Raw genomic sequence first — 18,816 nt, forward strand, 5'->3', positions numbered from 1 at the left:
GCGGCAAGCCGCGTCTCCCCCGAGGTATTTTTAAACAGAAGAAGGGGGGCGGGTGACCCAGACATTCCGGATCTTTTCTGCCGCAAGCACCGGGTGCGAAATCGGCAGCATATGTCCCGCGCCGGCAATGGTTGCCACGTGCGCTTTGGGTAAACGGCGGCCAAGACCCTGACAGATTGCGGGGATGACAGGGTGCGTCAGGCTGCCGTGCAGGATCAGGACCGGCATGGTTACGCGTTCAAAAACCCCGGGGGTGAGCATACCTTTGTGATCCTTGAACAGAACTTTGTCGACCGCTGGCACGATGGCCATGCCTCGCGACATCGCGGCGCGGGTTCTGTCGGACAGATCGGGCCAGCGCGGGCTGTCGCCTACGCTCCACATTCGGTTGAATAGCCTGGCGGCAAGTGTCACATCTGCCCTCTCCAACGCCTCAATATAAGGCCGGGCATCGGCATCATGTTGCGCCATAAGCTCTGGCGCGTCGGCGGCGGCGATTGCGAAAAAGACCGGCTCGATCAGGGTCAGGGTACGGATCAGGTCAGGGTGCCTAGTCGCAAGCGACAGGGCCACCACCGCGCCGAATGAATGCCCGATAACATCCATGGGTTCATTCAGAAGCGCGGTGAATTGAGCGGTAATGAGGTCGAAAACGTCGCCCTGCCCGTCCCAATCCCGGCTTCGCCCATGTGACGGCATATCCGGCGCGATGAGTGTGACCTGATCCCGCATCGCGGTGGCCAGACCGACCCAGGCGCCGGAATGCGCCAGTGTGCAATGCAGGGCAAGCGCTGTGCGCCCGCCCTGTCCCAATGTTCTGACGAACGGTGCGTCAGGGACGTCCATACAGATCGTCAGGCCTTAGTTTCGGTCAGATGACGATCCAGATCCTGCAGCTTGTCCTGCCCCCAAAAGCGCTGACCGTCCTCGGTGATATAGAACGGCGCACCAAAAGCGCCGCGATCCACGGCCTCTTCCAGATTGGCGGCATAGGTTTCCGCGCCCTCCAGCAATCCACTATCAGCAAGGTTTGGATCAAAGCCGGCCTGGCTGAGGCAATCCCGGATCACGGTATCCTCTGCGATGTCTTTTTCTTCGGCCCAGCAGGCGCGCAGCAGGGAATGCACAAGCTGACCCACATCGCCCGACCCGTCCCTGGCCGCCGCGATCACGGCATAGGAAGATGGGGCCATATTGGTGGGCCAATGCGCCGGTTGAATGTTGAATTCCATCCCCAGGTTCTTTGCCTGACGCTGCAATTCCTGCGCCCGGTACTCGACCCGCGACACATGCCGGTCCTTCGGCGCGGTGCCGCCGGTGCGTGCGAACAATCCCATGATATCCAGCGGTTTGTAGGTGATCGTGGCACCGTGTTTGGCCGCGACCTCCTCAAGCCGGGTTCCCGCAAGGTAGGTATATGGCGAGATTGTCGCAAAATAATAGTCGATATGGGCCATCTTCACTTTCTCCGCTTCGTTATCTTTGCGGGACGGTAAGGCCATGCTAAGCGGTGTCAACATCACGAATCTGTCACATTAGCCTTTGCTGCCCGGGGATATCAGCCGATGCCGACACTCAACGAACCCAAGCTTATCGCTGGGAACGCCAATCTTCCGCTTGCCGAAACCATTGCCCGCCGTATGAGCCTGTATCGTGGTGTCGATCAGGGATTGGTCGATGCACGGGTTGAACGGTTCAATGACGGCGAGATTTTCGTCGAGGTTTTCGAGAATGTGCGCGGCGAGGATATGTTCATCGTCCAGCCGACCTCGAACCCGGCCAATGACAACCTGATGGAACTTCTGATCATCGCCGACGCGTTGCGCAGATCGTCGGCCCAGCGCATCACTGCCGTGATACCGTATTTCGGTTATGCCCGTCAGGATCGGCGCACCAAAGCGCGCACGCCCATCAGTGCCAAACTGGTTGCCAACATGCTGACCGGAGCCGGGATCGAGCGTATCCTGACCATGGATCTGCACGCGGCCCAGATTCAGGGCTTTTTCGATATGCCGGTCGACAATCTTTATGCCTCGCCGATCTTTGCGCTGGACGTGAAAAACCAGTTCAAGGGCCAAATGGACGAGATTATGGTGGTCTCACCGGATGTAGGCGGTGTCGCCCGCGCACGCGAATTGGCGAAGCGGATCAACGCACCCTTGTCAATCGTGGACAAACGTCGCGAGAAAGCGGGCGAAGTGGCCGAGATGACGGTAATCGGCGACGTGAAGGACAAGATCTGCCTGATCATCGACGACATCTGCGACACTGCCGGAACCCTGTGCAAAGCGGCACAGGTGCTGATGGATAACGGAGCGAAGGAAGTTCATTCCTATATCACCCATGGCGTCATGAGCGGACCCGCAGTCGAACGTGTCACCAGTTCGGTGATGAAATCGCTGGTCCTGTCCGACACGATTCAGCCCACCAAAGAAGTCGCGCAAGCCAAGAACATCCGTATCGTGCCGACTGCGCCGATCTTCACGCAGGCAATCCTGAATATCTGGAACGGCACCAGTGTCTCGTCTCTGTTCGAGGACAAAACGCTGACACCGATCTATGAGTCGATGTATCAAAGGGACTAGGTCAGGCCTTGTGAACGGCAGAACCGACCGCTCCACCGCTCAATCTGAGTGCTTTTTCCGCCCGAACTGAGACCCGGGCAAATCCGTGATATGGCAAACTCCCACCTGACAGATTGAAGGTGGGAGGACATCAAGATGATTGCACCGTTCAAGGCCGCCGCGGTTCAGGCAGCGCCCGAGTTTCTGGATTTGGACGCGGGTGTCGACAAGGCGATCAAACTGATCGAAGACGCTGCTGCCCAAGGCGCGAAAATTATCGCGTTTCCCGAAACTTGGTTGCCGGGCTACCCGTGGTACATCTGGCTGGACGCCACCGCGATGTATATGCCGCTTGTTCCGCAATATGTGGCCAACTCGATGGTTGCGGGCAGCGAACAGGACAAGCGGCTGGCCAAAGCTGCAAAAGACAACAGCATTCATGTCGTCATGGGCCTGTCGTGGAATGTGGGCGGCACGCTTTACATGGGGCAGTGGCACTATGGCTCGGATGGCGAGGTTATCTCGCGCCGTCGCAAGCTGAAACCCACTCATGTGGAACGCACCGTTTATGGTGAGGGTGATGGCAGCGACATGGTCGTGTATGACACAGAGCTTGGCCGGGTCGGTGCGCTGTGCTGCTGGGAACATATCCAACCATTGAACAAATACGCGATGTATGCCCAGAACGAACAGATCCACGTTGCTGCCTGGCCCAGTTTCTCGGTCTACGAAGGCGGTGCTTACGCGTTGGGACCCGAGGTGAACACGGCCGCCAGCCGGATGTACGCGGTGGAGGGTCAGTGTTTCGTGCTGGCAGCCTGCGCCACCGTGTCGGATAAAATGATCGAATTTCTGTGTGACACTCCGGTCAAGCAGCAGTTGCTGAAACCCGGCGGGGGTTATGCCCGCATCTTCGGGCCGGATGGGTCCCCGCTGGGCGAAAATCTTGCTCCGGACCAGGAAGGTCTGGTCATCGCAGATATCGATCTGAACATGATCGCCATTGGCAAAGCCGCCGCAGACCCCTGTGGCCACTATTCGCGCCCGGATGTGTTCCGATTGATGTTCAACAACAAGCCAAGCCCACCCGTCATGGCATTTGACAATGAATACGCGCGCGAGACCCAAATGTCGGAACCTGCGGGAACATCTGAGACTCAAGCACCATCCAGCTGAGTTTCCAGCGGCATATTGAGGGACAGGGCGCGCGGCTATAACGGTCGCGCGCGCACATGTCGCCCGCCGATACAATAGACTGGCCAGATCAAACGGGTTGCACCCGCCTACGGCTGGCATCGGAAAAAATGGCGAATGATCGGCCCATTTGACGGGGTGATCGCGACGTTACTCTGCGTGAGATTTTAGGCGCGGGAAAGCGACGGCTGCGCCCCCGTCCCTATTCAGCTATCAGAAAAACGCCAAGTTTATCGGCAAGTGCCTGCGCACGCAGCCTTCACATTGCCGTCTGTGACCCTTTCACCGTCACAGGGACTGGGATATGTCGGTTACAGAGGTTGCCAAGCCCGGCAACCATCCACATCTAGCGCAGAGCCAACCGGAGCCTTTCGTATGTTGTTTCGCCGCCTCGCTCTTTTCGCCCTCCTTGCAGGTGCGTTCCCCGCAATCCTTCACGCGCAGGAGGCATCGTCACCGGGTCTCAATCTTGAGCTGAACACCGTGCAGGATGTCAACGGAGCCTGCCGCCTGACCTTTCTGGCCCGAAACGACACGGGCACATCCATCGACAAGGCCGTGTTCGAAACCGTGATATTCGACGCCGCCGGCAGTGTGGTCAGCCTGTCGCTGTTCGACTTTCGCGATTTGCCAGCGGACCGGCCTCGTGTTCGGCAGTTTGATCTTGCGGGCATGTCCTGCGACTCCGTCGGGCAGACCCTGATCAACGGGGCCAGCACCTGCATCGTCGGCGGGGCCAACAGCTCGGTCTGCCGCGAAGCGCTTACCCTGCGCAGCCGGGTCAAAGTGGAGCTGATCGGATGAGCTTTTTGGACGCCCTGCGCGAAATTCTGGCCCTGGGCGGGCCGGTTGTTGCCATCCTGATCGTGATGTCAGTTCTGACGCTGGCGGTCACGCTTTACAAACTCTGGCAATTTGCGGCCTCGGGGGTCGGGCGGCACCGTGTTCTGTCCCAGGCGCTGGACGCGTGGGACGCAGGCGATCGCCAGACCGCCCGCGCGCGCCTGTCGGATAGCCACAGCTATCTTGCGCCCCTGGTGGCAGCCGCGATGGACGCGCCGCAGACACCGGGCCTGAATGACCGGCTGGATGCCGAGGCCGGGCTTGCACTTGCGGGCCTTGAACGCGGCTTTCGCCTGCTGGACACCGTCGCGCAGCTGGCCCCGCTGCTGGGGTTGTTCGGGACAGTTCTGGGCATGATCGAAGCCTTCCAAAGCCTGCAATCCGCCGGATCGTCGGTCGATCCGTCGCTGTTGGCAGGCGGCATCTGGGTGGCACTGGTAACGACGGCAGTGGGGCTTGCGGTGGCCATGCCGACCTCGATGGTATTGTCGTGGTTCGAAAGCCGAACCGCACGCGAACGGGTGTTCGCCGACAAGGCGTTGCGCACCATTCTGGTGCCGGGCCAGACCATAACCGCGGCCGAGATGCAGCCCGCCACAGCCACGCCGAGCCATGCGTAACCGGGCCCCGTTTGTTCGACGGCCCCTGTCGATGACCCCTCTCATCGATGTCATTTTCCTGTTGTTGCTGTTCTTCATGCTGACATCGACATTCTCAAGATTTGCCGAAATCGAGCTGAGCAACGCGACCGCCGGAACCGCAAGCTCGGACGAACCCGCCGAGCGTGTGTTCGTCCAACTTGGGGCCGAGCGCCTGACGCTGAACGGCGCTCTGTTGGAGCTTGACGCGCTGGCGGATGAGCTCACGCAGGGACAGGTTCTGGTCAGTCTAGACCCTGACACATCCGCCCAACGGGTTGTTGACCTGCTGGTCAGGTTGCGCGGGCGCGAGGGTCTGAGCGTACTGGTGTTGGAATGAGCCGATGATCCGTCAGACGCAAAAACGGCGCAAACGCGACTCGACGATTGCATTGATCAATGTCGTGTTTCTGATGCTCGTTTTCTTTCTAATTGCCGGAACCGTCGCTGTGCCTTTGGATCCCGAACTGGAGCTTGTCAGCACAGATGATCTGGACGGCCGAGAGCCGCCGGACGCATTGGTCCTGCACAAAGACGGCACGCTGAGCTTTCGCGGGGTACAGACGGACCCGCTGGCCTATATGGCGGATCATGAAACCGGGCCCGTCCGCATTGTTCCCGACCGGGATGTTCCGGGTCCGCGCCTGATCGAGGTGACCAGCGAGCTTCGCCGCAATGGGGCAGCGTCGGTGTTTCTGGTGACCGAAAAGGCGCTGCAATGATACGCGGGTCGGTCTTTGTTGCCATGCTGGCCGTATTGCTATCGGTCGTGGCACATGTTTACGGCCTGACAATGACCGCGACGCCCCGATCCGAAGAGGCGTCGAACACCGGCAATTCCGACGCTGTTGAGCTCGGCAGCGCGTTTGAAGATCTGGCAGATACCGCCCCCGAGCCGGTCGAGCCTGAAACAGCCGAAGCCCCCGAGCCGCCGGTAGAAGAGGCGCCGCAGCCGGAACCCGAACCGGCGGAAATCCCCGTCAGCGAGGCGCTGGTCGCCGCCGAAAACCCGCAAAATGTTCCCTCGCCGGATTTCGGGGAAAGCGATGTGGTGCAACCGGTCACTTCCGAGGCTGAAGAAACGCAAGCGGTGGATCCGACGGACGGGGACGGCGCTGCAAGCGACGATGTGTCGGAAACACCCCCAGTTGAGCCCGACACTGTCACTGAAGTTCCGCAGGGAACGAGCGTCGAGACCACCGAACCCATCGACACGGCGCAGGACAACCCGGTTGCCGAGCCTGCGCAACAGATCGCGGCCTTGCCTGCTCCGGTCGTGACACCGACACCCGAAGCGACCATCCCCGTAGTGCCGCTTGAGCAGACACAGGTCGAGCCCGAGATCGTGGAGCCCCAGGAAGACGCCGAAGCGACGGAACAGGCTGTGACGGCCTCACTCCGCCCCCGCCTGCCCGAGCGTCCTCCTTCGACGGAACGGGCGGGCGCACCCAACGGGTCCGATGAATTTGCCAGCCTGCGCTTTCCCAGTCAGGTGATTGAATCGCCACTGACCACCTATCGGCGTGAGGGTGTCGATACCTTTACTGGTGGCAATACCGGCAACAGTTCGGGCGGACGGAGCACCGGAAATTCGGACCGGACCAATTACGCGGGGCGTGTTCTGGTTCACTTGAACCGGGCGCCTACCATTTTTGTGTCATCGCGCGGCTTTGCCCGCGTGTTTTTCGAGATCAGCCCGGACGGGTCGCTGGCATGGGTCGATATCATCGACAGTTCAGGCTCGCGCGAGATCGACCGCGCCGCCAAAGATCAGGTCCGGGCAGCCGCCCCCTTCCCGCCCCCGCCCGGTGGAGTCAGCCGAAAACTGTCGTTCTTTTACCAAAACAGTTAACGGCCACGGAAGAATCGTTTTGTGAATACTGCGATTTTGGATCGACAGACAACGGGCACCCCTCTCGCGACATAGCTGACCTGTTATCAGGGTTTATTGGGGAATTTGCGCCATAATCCCCACCTTGGTTTCAGGCCCCAAACGGGTCAGATTAAGGAGGCATGATGAAACGGATCAAAACAGCTCATCTGCTGGCCACCGCAATTTTGCTTGCCAGCGGTGTCGCAGGACATGCGACACAGCACGACGATCAGCCCATCATTCATGACACAGGCTTTAAATCAGTTCCTGCCGTTGCAGTGCAGGATGCGAGTGGAACGCCACAGATTCACCGCCACTTTGGCATTGTACCGCAAGACCTACCCACCACGGCGGTCGCTAAGGTGCCCGTCGTCAAGGCGAGCAGCATCAAAAGCAAATTCAGCTACAAGTTCAAATACGGCTCATTCAAAAAACACAAATCGAAGAAGCACAAAGTCAAACCTGTGAAGAAACAGAAGGGATACTACACCCCATACTCCAAGTTTGGCCGCTCAAAATACAAAGGCAAATCATATCGCGGACATCATTACCGCTATAAATCCAATCGCTACCACCGGTACTGAAAACCGGCTAACCGCCCCGCAGGCGTTGCATCAGATAGACCTCGCTGCCCTCCGGGATCGGTTCGGTTAGTCCAGTGGCGATGACACGACCATTGATGGCGATGGACACGCCTGCATCTATCGGGGCCTGAAGCTGCGGATGCGCACGAACCAGTTCCTGCAACATCTCGCCCGTGGTCCGGGCCTCGACAGCCACCACCTGCTGGCCCCCGGTCAGAGACCGGAGGCCAGACCAGAGGTGAACCTCAACCATTGTCCTTGAGCGCCGCCAGAATGCGCGGCGGGGACATCGGCAATTGCTTCATTCGCACACCTGCAGCATTGGACACCGCGTTGGCGATGGCGGCCAATGGAGGCACAATGCCCGTCTCGCCCACGCCGCGCACACCAAATGGATGGCCGGGGTTCGGAACCTCGACAATCACCGTGTCGATCATCGGCAGGTCGCTGGCAACAGGAACGCGATAGTCGAGGAAAATCGAATTCTGCAACCGACCATCCTCGCCATAGATGTATTCTTCGTTCAGCGCCCAGCCGATGCCTTGCGCGGCACCGCCCTGAAACTGACCCTCGACATAGGTCGGGTGGATTGCTTTGCCAGCGTCCTGAATGACCGTGTAACGGGTGATGCTGGTCTTGCCCGTTTCCGGATCGACTTCGGCATCGACGATATGGGTGCCGAAGGACACGCCCGCGCCTTCAGGCGTAGCTTCGAAATGACCCGAGATGGGCCCTCCGGTCGCGCCCATATTCGCCGTGATATCGGCCAATGGCAGCGGATCAAAATCACCTGCATTGGGGCCCGAAGGCACCGCGCAGCCGTTTTCCCATTTCACCGCATCCACAGGAATACCCCATTTGGTCGCCGCGCGTTCACACAGACGTTCCACCGCATGTTTGGCCGCCTTGATGGTGGCCAGACCCGAGGCATAAGTCACACGGCTGCCGTGGCTGACATCGTTATAGCCCAGAGTCGCCGTATCCGCGACGGTGACGCGGATGTTCTCGTAGGGAATACCCAGCACCTCAGCCGCCATCAGCGCCATTGATGCGCGCGAGCCGCCAATATCAGGCGTACCGACCATGACCTGCGCCGAGCCGTCCTGAGACAGGGCCAACGACACGGATGTCTCGCCGCCATGGTTGAACCAGAAACCGCAGGAAATGCCGCGCCCCTGCCCCGGTTTCAACGGAGCAGAATAATGCGGATGCGCTTTGGCCGCTTCCAGTGTTTCGACCAGACCGATGCGTTCGTAGGTTGGGCCATAGCTGGCCTTGGTGCCCTCATGCGCGGCGTTCTTCAAGCGCACATCCACCGGGTCGAGACCCAGCTTGTTGCACAGCTCATCCAGAACGGATTCGACCGCAAAGGCCCCCATCGGCGCGCCGGGCGCGCGATACGCCGCCTGTTTCGGACGGTTGGCCAGCACATCATATCCCACCTGCCGCACATTGGTCAGGTTGTAGGGCGCGAAGGCACACATTGCGGTTAAATCACCGGGGGCACCGGGGAAAGCGCCGCCTTGAAGGCGAAATGTGCCCTCGGCTGCCGTGATCGTGCCGTCTTTCTTCATACCGATCTTGATATCCATCGACGCCGACGAGGTCGGGCCGGTCGCCCGGAATACCTCGGAGCGGGACATCACGATCTTGACCGGACGGTTGGCTTTGCGGCTCAGCGCCAGAGACACCGGCTCGATGAACACAGTGGTCTTGCCGCCGAACCCGCCGCCGATCTCGGAGGCGGTGACGCGCAGTTGCGAGGTTTCGATCCCCAGAAGCGCCGCGCAGGTCTTCTGCACGATCCAATGCCCCTGGGTGCAGCACCACAGCTCACCCTTGCCATCAGCGCCCAGTGATCCCAGGCAGGCGTGGGGTTCGATGTAACCCTGATGGGTGGCCTCGGTCGTGAAGCTGTCTTCGATGACCAGATCGGCCTCGGCGAACCCGGCCTCGACATCGCCGTGTCCGCTTTCGTGATAGCGCACGACGTTGGGATGCATCCCTTCGGGGACGGAGTAATCTGCTGCGCCCTCGCGGATCACGGGGGCATCCGGGGCCATCGCCTTGTCCACATCGGTGACGTGGGGCAAGATTTCGTATTCGACCTCGATCAGTTTCAGCGCGTCGCGGGCGGCCAGCGCCGAAGTCGCAGCCACGGCGGCAATTGCGTGGCCGTCATACAGCACCTTTTCGCCCGCCATGACGTTTTCCAGAACGTTCCAGAATTCGCCATCCAGACCGGGAAAGAACGGCACATCGGCAAAATCGGCGCGGGTGACGACGGCTTTGACGTCCTTGTGCGCTTCGGCCTTCGAGGTGTCGATCTTGACGATCCGCGCATGGGCATGGGGCGAGCGCAGGATGGCACCGTGCAACATGCCGGGCGCATAGGCATCGGCCCCGAACTTGGCGCGGCCTGTGACCTTGTCCAGACCGTCGGGGCGGTCGGGGCGTGTGCCGACAAAGGTGAATTCGGATTTGCGATCGTCCAGAGCCATTATGACGCCTCCCGCATTTCAGCCGCCGTATCCATCACGGCGCGAATGATTTTGTCATATCCCGTACACCGGCACAGGTTGCCTGCCAGCCAGTACCGGGTTTCTTCTTCGGTCGGGTTGGGGTTTTTCTCAAGCAGCGACTTCGCCGCAACCAGAATGCCCGGGGTGCAGATGCCGCATTGCAGGGCGGCATATTCGATCATCTTTTTCTGCAAGGGATGCAGGACGTCGCCTTCGGCAATCCCTTCGACCGTTTCGATCTGCTTACCCTCGGCCTCGACCCCCAGCATCAGGCAGGAGCAGACCAGACGGCCATCGACGCTGACGGAACAGGCTCCGCAATCGCCGGTGCCGCAGCCCTCTTTCGCGCCGGTCAGATTCAGCTTGTCGCGCAGACAATCCAGCAGGGTTTCGCGCGGGTCGCAGAGGTATTCGACCGCGTCCCCATTGACGGTGGTGGATACGTGGAACTTGCTCATGCTTGTTCTCCCTTCGCACGGGCATAGGCGATTTTTGCGGCGCGCTTGGCCAGCACTCCGGCCACTTCGGTGCGGAAGGCAATGGTGCCGCGTTTGTCGTCGATCGGGTTGCAAGCGGCCGAGGCCGCAGCAGCCAGCGCGTCCAGTGCGGCGTCATCCAGCGTGCTGCCGATGATCGCCTTGGCACAGTCTTCAACCAGCAAGACGGTTGGCGCGACGGCCCCCAACGAGACGCGGGCTTCGCTCACCGTGTCGCCGTCCAGACGCAGGCTAACGCCAACGCCGACTACGGCGATATCCATCTCGGTGCGCGGAATGAAACGCAGGTACGCATCGCCCGCATTGTCACCGCGCGCCGGAACATTCACAGCCGAGATCAACTCGCCCTTGGCCAACGATGTTTTGCCGGGGCCGGTCGGGATGTCCTCAACCGCGACCGAACGCGCGCCATCGGGACCAGTGACCGTCAATGTCACACCAGCGGCCACCATCGCTGGTACCGAGTCCGCCGCCGGAGAGCCGTTGCACAGGTTACCGGTCAGGGTCGCCCGACCCTGTATCTGGGTCGAGCCAATGAGGTCCATCGCCTCGACCAATCCGGGCCAGTCGCGGCTCAGATCAGCATGTTCACTCATCTCGGCGCCGGTCACGGCGACGCCCAGCGTCCAACTGCCATCAACATTCCGGGCGATGTCGCTGACGCCGTCGATCTTCTTGATGTCGATCAGCGTGTCAGGCGTGACCAGTTCCGAGCGCAGCTGCACCAGAACATCGGTTCCACCAGCCAGAAACCGCGTGATGCCCGTTGCGTTTGCGGCCAGCGCCGAGGCTTCGGCAAAGCTGGCGGGGCTGTGATAATCCATGAAAATACCTCGCACCTGTCGATCAGGATTCATTAGGGATCGCAGTGGACGTTAGTGCAGCAACCCTACCGCGTCCATGGGTGGAACGACCAATTTTTGTGATCAGCGTTATCGTTTCCGGATATCAATCAGAGGTCAATCTCGATCATGCCATCCGATTCCGCCGCCCGGCTTTGACACAGAATGATCGCGCCTTCGCGTTGCTTGTTGGACAGCACAAAATCCCGATGCTCTATTTCGCCTGATACCACGCCACATTTGCAGACCCCGCAAATGCCATCAGCGCATTTCACGTCCACGTGAATACCAGCTTCATTCAACACCTGAGCGGCGTCTTTGTCCGCCGGAACGTGCAACTCGCGTCCCGAACGGACGAGGCGCAGGGTAAACGGATGATTTTCATAGTCCGGCTGTTCAGGAACCGAAAAATACTCCAGATGCCGGGCCTCTTCCGGGAACCCCTGCGCCTCAGCCGCCTGAATCACGCCGTCCATGAACCGGTCCGGGCCGCAGGTGTAGACGTGCCAGCCCGTCTGATAGCCACTCAGGATCGCATCCAGATCGGCGCGGGTGCCTTCGTCCGAGAAATGGTAATGGACGTGGTCAGCCCAGTGCATCGCCGCCAGATCGTCCAGATAGCCCGCGCCTGCACGGGTGCTGGCCGAGTAGTGCAGTTCAAACGGTTTTCCCAAGGCGTGCAATCGATGCGCAAAGGCGATCATCGGCGTGATGCCGATGCCGCCGCCCATAAGGAAGGTTTTGGTGGCGGTCTCATCAAGCTCGAAATGGTTGATCGGTTTCGAGATGAAGACCTTTCGCCCTTCGTCAAAGATCCGATGCAACAGGGCCGAACCACCGCGCCCCTCATCTTCGCGCAGCACGCCAATCTGATAGGTCGCGCGATCCGAGGGGTCGCCGGACATCGAATATTGCCGCAGAAACTCGGGCGCAACCAACACGTCCAGATGTGCACCGGCGGTCCATTCGGGCAGCGGCGCGCCGTTAAGGGTCGAGAACTCGTATTTCGTGACATCTGAGGTCATCTTGTCGACCTTGGTCAGTTCCACCCGCATTACCGGCGCGTCCCCTGCGATCTGATAGCGGTGGATGACCGACGTATCCCCCGCGTCCTTGCGCGTCTTGTAATCCTCCGCCGTGACCATCGCCTCATAAGCGGCGATCCCGGCCTCGCGGTCCATATGGAACGGGTATGGCCACGGGTGCGGCGCAAGCGGGGCGGGATAGACAGCCAGCGTTTGATCCTCATATTTCAGGTCCAGATCGGTTTGCAGATCGCGCCGGTTCAGCGGATGGACAGAGGGCCGATAGGCGCCGTCCGCCTGCAACTCGATATCCCACCACCATTTCTTGACATCGTTGAGCCCGCCATTGCCAACCGCATCGTCCAGCTTGGCCAATGCAGGGGCCGCTGAGGGGATATTCATCGCGGCCCAGCGGAAGGGACGTTCCTTGAAGATGCCTTCAAGGTTCCACGGGCAGGTTTTCATACAGCGTCCGCACATCGCCCCACCCGGCGTGGTGATCCGGTAAGTAGCGCATTTCTGGCTGTCGGACTTCCAGATTTCATAGCCATTGAACATCAGCTTCGGCCCGGCGGTGATCGCCCCCGAGGGGCACTCGCGGGCGCATTTGTTACAGCTTTCGCAAAACGTCTGCAGGCCGAAATCAATCGGCTTGTCATGCGCCATCGGCATGTCGGTCGTCACCACACCCGATTTCAGACGCGGGCCGAGATAGGGGTTCAGGATCACCTCTCCTATCCGGCTGACTTCGCCCAAGCCGGACAGCAATAACAGCGGAGGCTGCAGCACCTCGCCATCCATAACCGTATGCGCCTTGGCCTTGTAGCCGAGGTTGCGGATCTGCTGCGCGATCACGCCCCCCAGCAGCGAAAAACGCAGATAAGCACGCATGGATTGAGCGACGCTAATCCAGTCATCTCCACTGGCCCCCTCCATCGTCTCATAGCCCTGATCGATGATCATGCTGACGGCTTGATCGTGGGGCGGCACGATCTCCTCCCCCGTGGCGTCGTGCGAATACCAGCTCCAATCCGGGCACCGGCTGAGGCCTACCGCGTCGACGCCCAGAAAATACGTCGCGGTCTTGATGTTCGCGGCATTTCGCTCGGCATCCGTGGGGCGTTGGACCTCAGCGCTCTCTCCGTCTTGCAGCAGAACAAACGCCCCAAGCGCGCGCCGTTGGGCAAAGCTGGGCGCGGCCTTGCGGGCGTAGTGCCCGCCCTTCGCCCCGTCCTGCAGCGCCTTGCCCATATCGCCGAACTGCGCACGGGCGAACATATCCGCACGTTTCGGCACGCGGGCGACGTTTTCCTCGTCAATGTAGGTGGTTGGCTGTTCGACCCGTTTCAGTTTTTCAAACGGATGCGCCCCGTCCACATAGCGGCGCTTGGCATAGGCATCCCGGTTCAGCGCGTTCTTGGCAAAGCCCGCGCCCAGCCACCACGCCGGACCTTGCGTGCGGAACCACGGCTGGTCGGCCATCGGGCACAGGGGGCGATCATGCGCAATCTCCATCTCGGTGGTCACAGCGGCCAGACCGAAGCGCTTGCCCAGCCAAGGCGCAATCACCTCACCCCCCTCAACCGAGCCCAGCCCCGCCGCAACAGCCAGCTTGCCCAGATCAACCTCGGACGACATCGCCGTATGGGCGCGCGCGTCAAAGCCCAACAGCCGAATGTAGTTGGCGATGACCACAGCGTTCTCGGTGGCCAGCAGACAGGCGCGATGGTCCTGCGCATCCATGATCCATTCGGCCCCGGGTTCCGCCGGATCAGGATCGCGATTGTGTTCATAGAGGAAGACAATCGCATGGCGATGGCTATTCATCGGGCGCGGCGCGGCCTCCATGCTTTCCTTTAGGTCCGCCATAATGACATCGATACCCGAGGCCAGCGTCTTGGTTTGACGTGTCTTCAGGGCATGCGCCAACCGGTCGATATCGGGGTTGCGGCGCGGCTCGGGCAGCATCGCCTCGGCTGGCAAAGGCCCACACCCCATCATCGACGCATCGTTGAAATAGCCAAACGCCTTGAGGTGATCCGCGCGTTCCTGCGGGTCTGCCGGAATCTCGGCCATCGCAGGGTTCACAAACCCGTCGCGGATGGCGTCCATCATCGCCTGAAACTCACCCATTGCATTCACGATGCTTTGGGGTTGGTCCGGTCGCTGAAAGCTGAGCGGCGGCATCGCTGCAACGCGTGTCAGATCAGGCATCCCGTCCTGCCGGGCCAACCGCTCCGACGGGTATGATCCCATATGAACCGGCCGGTTCTTGTCCGAGAAAAAACGGATCCCCATCGCGCGCCTCCTGCTTGCTACCGACCATCTAAACCTGCAATGTCACCAAATCCATTCATGAATAGTCATATACGGCATGAGCAAAACTGATTTCACCGATCTTGACGGCAAGGTCCTGCGGGTGTTCCTGACGATACTCGAAGAAAGCTCGGTTTCAAAAGCCGCCGACCGGCTGGGCGTGACGCAATCGGCGATCAGTCACACGCTGGCCAAACTGCGGCAGGTGCTGGGCGATCCGCTGTTTGTGCGCTCCGGTCAGGGCCTGACCCCGACCGAACGTGCGTTGTCGTTGAAAGAACCGGTGCAGCAGGTGCTGGACGGGATGCGGGCACTGACGCAGGGGCGACCCTTTGATCCGCTATCCGAGCAGATCGACGTGCAGATCGCCACCAATGACATGCCGCGTGAGTTGATCTTTCCCGATCTGTTGCGCACAACCCGCGCCGAGGGTGTGCGCCTGGGGCTAGAGTTCATCCCTTCGGGCGTCCCAGACCCTGACCTGCTGCGCAGCGACCGGTGTCAGTTGATGTTGACGCCGCTGCCGCCTGACGGGCCGGATATCTTTCAGAAACGGCTAGTCACCAGCCCCTTGATGGTGTTCTACGACGCAGCACGGCGCGATCCACCGGCGGATTGGCAGGCCTATTGCAACAGCGACCATGTCGAGGTGCGCTTTGCAGACGGCCGCAATGCCCGCGCCGTGATGCGCGGCGTGGATCAAAGCCAGATCAGACCGCCCGTCGTGACCCTGCCCCATTTCAACGCCATCCCTCCTTTTGTGAAAGGCAGCGACCTAATCTCAACCGACACGGCGTTGATGAAACGCGGGCCGCTGGCCGCGCTGGACTGCGCGCCGCTACCGTTCAAATGCGAGCCGGTATCGATCTACATGGTCTGGCACCAACGTCTGGCCAACGATCCGGCGCATCGCTGGTTGCGAAACCGGATTGAGGCCATCGCCAGCCCGCTTCAGGACTGAGACAGCAGCCAGTCGCGCATCTGTTTCACCAGTTCCGGCTGGCGTGGCTTTTGCGGGGTGACGATGAAAAAGCTCAGGTCGTCGACCAGCACTTCGGACAGCGGTTGCACCAGCCGCCCCGAGGCCAGTTCAGACGACACAAGCGGCGCATGGGCCAGCGCAAAGCCCTGCCCGGCGATTGCGGCATCAATCGCAAGGCTGGTCTGACTGAAACTCATCATTCGGGGCCGCCCTTCAACCCCGGCGCGGTCCAGAAACAGTGGCCATAGCCCATGTGTGTCGCTGAGCAGAACGTGCTGCATCAAATCGCCCGGATTGGATACCTGCGCGGCCAGACCCGGGTTGCCCACAACGACGAACTCATTTGAAAACAATGGGGTAGAGGTCAACCCCTGAGACAGAGGCGCCCGACTTTGGCGCACTGCGATATCAACGCCGTCCGACCGGAAATCGGCCAACCGCTCGCGCGCGTCGATCTGCACCGAGATATCGGGATAGAGCATTACAAAATCATTCAAACGCGGCACCAGCCATTTTGATGCAAAACTGGGCGTGACCGAGATGGTGATCTGACGCTGACCCGAGAGATCATCAACAGCCTCTTCAATCAGCCGGAACGCCCGGCGCAGGGGCGCGTGGAACCTGCGCCCGGCCTCAGTCAGGCGCAAACCGCGCGGCAGACGTTCGAACAACGGTGCGCCCAGCCGCGCCTCAAGCCCGCGCACCTGTTGGGCGACAGCGCCTTGGGTAACGCCCAGTTCTTCGGCAGCGAGGCGGAAGTTCAGATGTCGGGCCGAGGCCTCAAAGGCGCGTATCGCGTTGAGTGGCGGGAGTGCGGGCATCACAAAGACAGTAGATTTTCTACATCTTTAGCGCAGCAGAACTGATTGGTCAAACGGGTCGCACCACCCCATCTTACCGCCAGACAACACAAAGGATCACCGAGATGGGAAAAGTAGCTTTGATCACCGCAGGCGGCAGCGGCATGGGGGCGGACAGTGCGCGCAGGTTGGCGGCGGATGGGTTCAAGGTCGGCATCCTGTCCTCGTCCGGCAAGGGTGAGGCGCTTGCCCACGAACTGGGCGGCGTGGGCATCACCGGGTCGAACCAGTCCACGGACGACCTGCAAAAGCTGGTCGATGCGGCGATGGCCCATTGGGGGCGGATCGACGTCTTGGTGAACTCGGCAGGCCACGGGCCGCGCGCCCCGGTGCTGGAGTTGACCGATGATGACTGGCACGCTGGCATGGATGTCTATTTCATGAACGCCGTGCGCCCCACACGGCTGGTCACCCCGATCATGCAGGCGCAGGGCGGCGGGTCGATCATCAATATCTCGACCTTCGCCGCGTTCGAGCCCGATCCGGTGTTTCCGACCTCGGGCGTGTTCCGCGCGGGGCTGGCGGCGTTCACCAAGCTGTTCTCGGACAAATACGCCACTGACAACATCCGCATGAATAACGTCCTGCCCGGCTTCATCGATAGCCTGCCCGAGAAAGAGGAATTCCGCGCCCGCATCCCGATGGGTCGCTACGGGCGCAGCTATGATGAGATCGCCTCGGTCGTGGCAATGCTGGCCTCTGACGGAGGCGGGTATATCACCGGGCAGAACATCCGGGTCGATGGTGGCATCACCCGGTCGGTCTGAGGTTCAGAACCGGGCCTTGACGAAATGCGTCAGCGCCGCGCCGGTTTCGAAATAGGCGCGGCGCAGTCCGATCCAGCGTTCGCTGTAACCTTCGACCGCGGGAACGGGTAGCAGCGCGGGGTCGTCCCGCAACAGGCTCTGTGCGCATAGGCGCCCAAACACCGTGCCCGGGCCGATGCCACGGCCGGAATAGCCGTGAACCGACAGCGCGTTCGGCCCGATCTTTGTGATCTTGGGGATATGGTCAGAGGTCATCGCGATGCGCCCGTGCCAGCCTTGCTCAAAGGGCTGATCGGCGAGTTGAGGATAAAGTGCGGCCAGCTTGCGTTTGATCCACGCGGTATGCGTCACGGCACCCGCATGACCTAAATCCCCCATCGCGCCCAGAATGAAGCGACCCTGCTGATCCATACGGAACGACGTCATGATCAGGCCGGTGTCCCAGCAACCTTCTCCGCCCGGCAGTATGCTAGCCCGCAGGTTGTCGGTCAGAGGCGCGGTTGCGTATTGGAAGTAGTAGACCGGGACATAGGCGGGGGCGGTTTCGGGCAGGCTCTGGTGATAGGCGTTGGTGGCTTGGATGACCGATCTGGCACGCACCGTGCCCTGTGGGGTCGTCAGAACCCAGTCGCCGCTGTCGCGCTGCATGGCCTGAACCGGGCTTTGCGTGCAGATCTGCGCCCCGGACTGCTGTGCAGCCCGTGCAAGGCCACGTGCATAAGCCAGGGGCTGAATGGTTCCGGCGCGCGGATCGAACAACGCCCCGTGAAACGCTGCGCTGCCCGTGCGGGTCCGGGTCTGATCCGGCGACAGCAATTCAACGGGCGCGCCCGCGGCGCTGAGTTGGTTATGGCGGGCCTGCAGGTCTCGGAAGCCCGCCGGGGAGTGCGCACAATGCAGGGTACCGTTTCGGACAGGTTCGCAAGCGATCCCGTGCGCGTCGATCAGATCGAACACATCCCCCGGGGCTGCAGCCAAAAGATCAATCAGCCTGTCCCCGACCTCATCCCCCAGATGCGCCCGTATCTCGGCAGGAGGCAACCAGAGGCCTGCATTGGCCAGCCCAACATTGCGGCCTGACCCTCCGTGCCCGATCTCCTGCGCTTCAAGCAGACAGACTGAGGCCCCTGCCTGCGCCGCTATTAGGGCGGCGGAGCAACCGGTATAGCCGCCGCCAATCACCGCGAGATCGACGGTTACATCGCGGGTCAGTGCGGCGCTGTCGACCTGCTCGCCGCAGGTATCCAGCCAAAGGGATTGGTTGTGGTCGCTCACGTCAGGCTCCGTGCAAGGTCACTGTGCATTAGAG

19 protein-coding genes are annotated in these 18,816 nt (G+C 60.9%); 10 read left to right on the top strand and 9 right to left on the bottom strand.

The features are described from left to right. Positions 1-30: 30 nt before the first annotated feature. On the bottom strand, positions 31-846 hold the full coding sequence (locus ACRZ9X_RS18480) for an alpha/beta fold hydrolase (protein WP_480521551.1): 816 nt from the start codon (positions 844-846) through the stop codon (positions 31-33). Between the two features lie 8 nt (positions 847-854). Continuing rightward, complete coding sequence (locus ACRZ9X_RS18485) at positions 855-1,457, bottom strand: DsbA family protein (protein ID WP_480521552.1); 603 nt, start codon at positions 1,455-1,457, stop codon at positions 855-857. Between the two features lie 108 nt (positions 1,458-1,565). Between ACRZ9X_RS18485 and ACRZ9X_RS18490 the strand changes: the two genes are divergently transcribed. From ACRZ9X_RS18490 to ACRZ9X_RS18525, 8 genes are all read left to right on the top strand, one after another. Next, a complete protein-coding gene (locus ACRZ9X_RS18490; protein WP_480521554.1) occupies positions 1,566-2,585 on the top strand; it encodes a ribose-phosphate pyrophosphokinase in 1,020 nt (339 codons plus the stop codon). 135 nt (positions 2,586-2,720) lie between these two features. Next, a complete protein-coding gene (locus ACRZ9X_RS18495; protein WP_480521556.1) occupies positions 2,721-3,740 on the top strand; it encodes a carbon-nitrogen hydrolase family protein in 1,020 nt (339 codons plus the stop codon). Between the two features lie 393 nt (positions 3,741-4,133). After that, entirely contained in the window at positions 4,134-4,562 is a 429-nt protein-coding gene (locus ACRZ9X_RS18500) for a hypothetical protein (RefSeq protein WP_480521558.1), read from the top strand. Further along, positions 4,559-5,221: a MotA/TolQ/ExbB proton channel family protein gene (locus ACRZ9X_RS18505; protein WP_480521560.1), complete on the top strand. Its 663-nt coding sequence runs from the start codon at positions 4,559-4,561 to the stop codon at positions 5,219-5,221. The genes ACRZ9X_RS18500 and ACRZ9X_RS18505 overlap by 4 nt, the downstream gene beginning before the upstream one ends. A 31-nt stretch (positions 5,222-5,252) precedes the next feature. Beyond that, positions 5,253-5,579 (top strand): ExbD/TolR family protein, encoded by a 327-nt coding sequence (locus ACRZ9X_RS18510; protein WP_480521562.1) that lies wholly within the window; start codon positions 5,253-5,255, stop codon positions 5,577-5,579. Between the two features lie 4 nt (positions 5,580-5,583). Next, the gene (locus tag ACRZ9X_RS18515) at positions 5,584-5,961 is read left to right on the top strand and encodes an ExbD/TolR family protein (RefSeq protein WP_480521563.1); all 378 of its coding nucleotides are present in this window, start codon (positions 5,584-5,586) and stop codon (positions 5,959-5,961) included. After that, a complete protein-coding gene (locus ACRZ9X_RS18520; protein WP_480521565.1) occupies positions 5,958-7,091 on the top strand; it encodes an energy transducer TonB family protein in 1,134 nt (377 codons plus the stop codon). The genes ACRZ9X_RS18515 and ACRZ9X_RS18520 overlap by 4 nt, the downstream gene beginning before the upstream one ends. 164 nt (positions 7,092-7,255) lie before the next feature. After that, a complete protein-coding gene (locus ACRZ9X_RS18525) occupies positions 7,256-7,696 on the top strand; it encodes a hypothetical protein (RefSeq protein WP_480521567.1) in 441 nt (146 codons plus the stop codon). A gap of 7 nt (positions 7,697-7,703) precedes the next feature. Here ACRZ9X_RS18525 and ACRZ9X_RS18530 read toward each other — a convergent pair whose 3' ends face one another. From ACRZ9X_RS18530 to ACRZ9X_RS18550, 5 genes are all read right to left on the bottom strand, one after another. Further along, positions 7,704-7,949 carry a MoaD/ThiS family protein gene (locus tag ACRZ9X_RS18530; protein WP_480521569.1) on the bottom strand — a complete coding sequence of 82 codons (246 nt, stop codon included), beginning with the start codon at positions 7,947-7,949 and terminating at the stop codon, positions 7,704-7,706. Then, positions 7,942-10,197 (bottom strand): xanthine dehydrogenase family protein molybdopterin-binding subunit, encoded by a 2,256-nt coding sequence (locus tag ACRZ9X_RS18535; protein ID WP_480521571.1) that lies wholly within the window; start codon positions 10,195-10,197, stop codon positions 7,942-7,944. Before ACRZ9X_RS18535 ends, ACRZ9X_RS18530 begins: the two co-directional genes overlap by 8 nt. After that, positions 10,197-10,676 (bottom strand): (2Fe-2S)-binding protein, encoded by a 480-nt coding sequence (locus tag ACRZ9X_RS18540; RefSeq protein ID WP_480521573.1) that lies wholly within the window; start codon positions 10,674-10,676, stop codon positions 10,197-10,199. Before ACRZ9X_RS18540 ends, ACRZ9X_RS18535 begins: the two co-directional genes overlap by 1 nt. Beyond that, a complete protein-coding gene (locus ACRZ9X_RS18545) occupies positions 10,673-11,539 on the bottom strand; it encodes an FAD binding domain-containing protein (protein ID WP_480521575.1) in 867 nt (288 codons plus the stop codon). Before ACRZ9X_RS18545 ends, ACRZ9X_RS18540 begins: the two co-directional genes overlap by 4 nt. Positions 11,540-11,667: 128 nt before the next feature. Beyond that, entirely contained in the window at positions 11,668-14,880 is a 3,213-nt protein-coding gene (locus ACRZ9X_RS18550; RefSeq protein WP_480521577.1) for a reductive dehalogenase, read from the bottom strand. Between the two features lie 76 nt (positions 14,881-14,956). Between ACRZ9X_RS18550 and ACRZ9X_RS18555 the strand changes: the two genes are divergently transcribed. Further along, positions 14,957-15,859 carry a LysR family transcriptional regulator gene (locus ACRZ9X_RS18555; protein ID WP_480521579.1) on the top strand — a complete coding sequence of 301 codons (903 nt, stop codon included), beginning with the start codon at positions 14,957-14,959 and terminating at the stop codon, positions 15,857-15,859. Here ACRZ9X_RS18555 and ACRZ9X_RS18560 read toward each other — a convergent pair. After that, on the bottom strand, positions 15,850-16,701 hold the full coding sequence (locus ACRZ9X_RS18560) for a LysR substrate-binding domain-containing protein (protein ID WP_480521581.1): 852 nt from the start codon (positions 16,699-16,701) through the stop codon (positions 15,850-15,852). The genes ACRZ9X_RS18555 and ACRZ9X_RS18560 overlap by 10 nt on opposite strands. 104 nt (positions 16,702-16,805) lie before the next feature. Between ACRZ9X_RS18560 and ACRZ9X_RS18565 the strand changes: the two genes are divergently transcribed. Continuing rightward, positions 16,806-17,507, top strand: coding sequence for an SDR family oxidoreductase (locus ACRZ9X_RS18565; RefSeq protein WP_480521583.1), 702 nt, complete (start codon positions 16,806-16,808; stop codon positions 17,505-17,507). 3 nt (positions 17,508-17,510) lie between these two features. On the opposite strand, the gene ACRZ9X_RS18570 is transcribed toward ACRZ9X_RS18565, so the two are convergent. Then, positions 17,511-18,782, bottom strand: a complete 1,272-nt coding sequence (locus ACRZ9X_RS18570; protein ID WP_480521585.1) for an NAD(P)/FAD-dependent oxidoreductase — start codon at positions 18,780-18,782, stop codon at positions 17,511-17,513. Positions 18,783-18,816 lie beyond the last annotated feature (34 nt).

The sequence above is a fragment of the Ruegeria sp. AL1 genome (assembly GCF_056540905.1).

Bases quoted from the DNA above. Each gene is read 5' to 3' on its own strand.
- ACRZ9X_RS18525 (WP_480521567.1), top strand. From the start codon at position 7,256: ATGAAACGGATCAAAACAGCTCATCTGCTGGCCACCGCAATTTTGCTT.
- ACRZ9X_RS18510 (WP_480521562.1), top strand. From the start codon at position 5,253: ATGACCCCTCTCATCGATGTCATTTTCCTGTTGTTGCTGTTCTTCATG.
- ACRZ9X_RS18485 (WP_480521552.1), bottom strand. From the start codon at position 1,457: ATGGCCCATATCGACTATTATTTTGCGACAATCTCGCCATATACCTAC.
- ACRZ9X_RS18505 (WP_480521560.1), top strand. From the start codon at position 4,559: ATGAGCTTTTTGGACGCCCTGCGCGAAATTCTGGCCCTGGGCGGGCCG.
- ACRZ9X_RS18545 (WP_480521575.1), bottom strand. From the start codon at position 11,539: ATGGATTATCACAGCCCCGCCAGCTTTGCCGAAGCCTCGGCGCTGGCC.
- ACRZ9X_RS18565 (WP_480521583.1), top strand. From the start codon at position 16,806: ATGGGAAAAGTAGCTTTGATCACCGCAGGCGGCAGCGGCATGGGGGCG.
- ACRZ9X_RS18520 (WP_480521565.1), top strand. From the start codon at position 5,958: ATGATACGCGGGTCGGTCTTTGTTGCCATGCTGGCCGTATTGCTATCG.
- ACRZ9X_RS18535 (WP_480521571.1), bottom strand. From the start codon at position 10,197: ATGGCTCTGGACGATCGCAAATCCGAATTCACCTTTGTCGGCACACGC.
- ACRZ9X_RS18515 (WP_480521563.1), top strand. From the start codon at position 5,584: ATGATCCGTCAGACGCAAAAACGGCGCAAACGCGACTCGACGATTGCA.
- ACRZ9X_RS18550 (WP_480521577.1), bottom strand. From the start codon at position 14,880: ATGGGGATCCGTTTTTTCTCGGACAAGAACCGGCCGGTTCATATGGGA.
- ACRZ9X_RS18560 (WP_480521581.1), bottom strand. From the start codon at position 16,701: ATGCCCGCACTCCCGCCACTCAACGCGATACGCGCCTTTGAGGCCTCG.
- ACRZ9X_RS18480 (WP_480521551.1), bottom strand. From the start codon at position 846: ATGGACGTCCCTGACGCACCGTTCGTCAGAACATTGGGACAGGGCGGG.
- ACRZ9X_RS18530 (WP_480521569.1), bottom strand. From the start codon at position 7,949: ATGGTTGAGGTTCACCTCTGGTCTGGCCTCCGGTCTCTGACCGGGGGC.
- ACRZ9X_RS18495 (WP_480521556.1), top strand. From the start codon at position 2,721: ATGATTGCACCGTTCAAGGCCGCCGCGGTTCAGGCAGCGCCCGAGTTT.
- ACRZ9X_RS18555 (WP_480521579.1), top strand. From the start codon at position 14,957: ATGAGCAAAACTGATTTCACCGATCTTGACGGCAAGGTCCTGCGGGTG.
- ACRZ9X_RS18540 (WP_480521573.1), bottom strand. From the start codon at position 10,676: ATGAGCAAGTTCCACGTATCCACCACCGTCAATGGGGACGCGGTCGAA.
- ACRZ9X_RS18490 (WP_480521554.1), top strand. From the start codon at position 1,566: ATGCCGACACTCAACGAACCCAAGCTTATCGCTGGGAACGCCAATCTT.
- ACRZ9X_RS18500 (WP_480521558.1), top strand. From the start codon at position 4,134: ATGTTGTTTCGCCGCCTCGCTCTTTTCGCCCTCCTTGCAGGTGCGTTC.